The organism is Nonomuraea aridisoli (genome assembly GCF_003236395.1).
GTDB lineage: Bacteria > Actinomycetota > Actinomycetes > Streptosporangiales > Streptosporangiaceae > Nonomuraea > Nonomuraea aridisoli.
Genome location: NZ_POUD01000547.1, coordinates 1 through 1570, shown reverse-complemented (window position 1 = coordinate 1570; position 1570 = coordinate 1). Strand labels below are relative to the sequence as shown.

Annotated in this window: 1 protein-coding gene; it reads left to right on the top strand. The window is 68.4% G+C overall.

Going from position 1 to position 1570, the window contains the following annotated elements; all coding sequences use genetic code 11:
• Window positions 1–123: 123 nt before the first annotated feature.
• Window positions 124–1560, top strand: coding sequence for an NF041680 family putative transposase (locus C1J01_RS47960; protein ID WP_111185794.1), 1437 nt, complete (start codon window positions 124–126; stop codon window positions 1558–1560).
• Window positions 1561–1570 lie beyond the last annotated feature (10 nt).

Below are 1570 nucleotides of genomic sequence, written 5' to 3'. Positions count from 1 at the left end.
GCTTGTTCTTTATCCTCCGGATCGTTGTGCTGAGCCACGTTTGATCGTTTCGCGGACAGCGAGACGGCCTTGAGTGATCATGTGCGGTGTCGAGTCGCTGCTGATCACTACAAGGCCGTGAGGGTGAGTCTGCTGAACGATGCCGCCTGTGTCGAGTCCTTGAGGGTGTTGTCCCGGTTCCGGAACGAGGTCTACGCCTGCCTCAAGTCGCGGGCCGATGCCTTGTTCGAGCTGACCGATGCGTTGTTGTGCGAGCCGGGGCCGGTGCGCTCGCCGGTGGATCTGAGCTTGTCGCCGGAGTACCGGCGTGGGCACGGCGCGTTGTACAGCGGGCTCAACCACGGCCGGATCGACGTGGAGCAGCTTCGGCAGGTGCTGGCCAGGTTGCCGTTACCGCGCTGGCCGGACGGACGGATCGTGCTGGCAGTGGACGTGTCGCCGTGGCTGCGCTCGGATGCCGCATGCTCGGCCGAGCGGCTGTTCTGCCATGTGTATGGCCGGGCCAAGAGCGCCTCCCAGTTCATCCCCGGCTGGCCCTACTCGTTCGTAGTGGCGCTGGAGATGGGCCGCAGTTCGTGGACGGCTCCGCTGGACGTCGTGCGGCTGGGGCCGGCCGACGACGCCACCGCCGTAACCGCCGCCCAGCTTCGAGGGGTGCTCGAGCGGCTGATCGCCGCCGGGCAATGGCGCAGCGGGGACCCGGACATGCTCATCGTGACCGACGCCGGCTACGACATCACCCGCCTGGCCTACGTCCTGCGTGACCTGCCCGTCGAACTGCTCGGGCGCATCCGCTCCGACCGGGTCCTGCGCCTGCCCGCCCCACCACGGTTGCCAGGAACCAACGGGCGGCCACCCAAGCACGGCGGCGAGTTCGCCCTGGCCAACCCCACCACCTGGCCCGAGGCCGCAGTGATCACCATCACCGACACCACCCACTACGGCAAGGCCGAGACCAGCGCCTGGGACCGACTGCACCCCCGGCTCACCCACCGCGCCGCCTGGCTCGACCACGAAGGCGAACTGCCCATCATCGAGGGCACCCTGATCCGGCTGAAGGTCGAGCACCTGCCCGGCGACCGGGACGCACCACCAGTCTGGCTCTGGTCCTCCAAGACCGGCGCAACCAGCACGGACGTGGATCGCTGCTGGCAGGCGTTCCTGCGCAGATTCGACCTGGAGCACACCTACCGCTTCTGGAAGCAGACCCTCGGCTGGACCCGCCCCAAGCTGCGCGCCGCTCAGACCGCCGACCGCTGGACCTGGCTGCTCATCATTGTTCACACCCAGCTGCGCCTGGGCCGCCGGCTGACCGAGGACCTGCGTCATCCATGGGAGAAAGCGTGCGCGCCGCATCAGCTCACGCCCGCCCGAGTCCGGCGAGGGTTTCGGAACCTGCGCCCCGCACTCGCCCAACCGGCCAGTGCGCCCAAACCTTCCAGGCCCGGGCCCGGGCGCCCACCTGGCATCCCCAACCGCCGACCCGCCCCCCGCTACGACGTGGGCAAAACCGTCAGACGGGGCCGCACCCTCGCAGTACTACAACAATCCGGAGGATAAAGAACAAGCT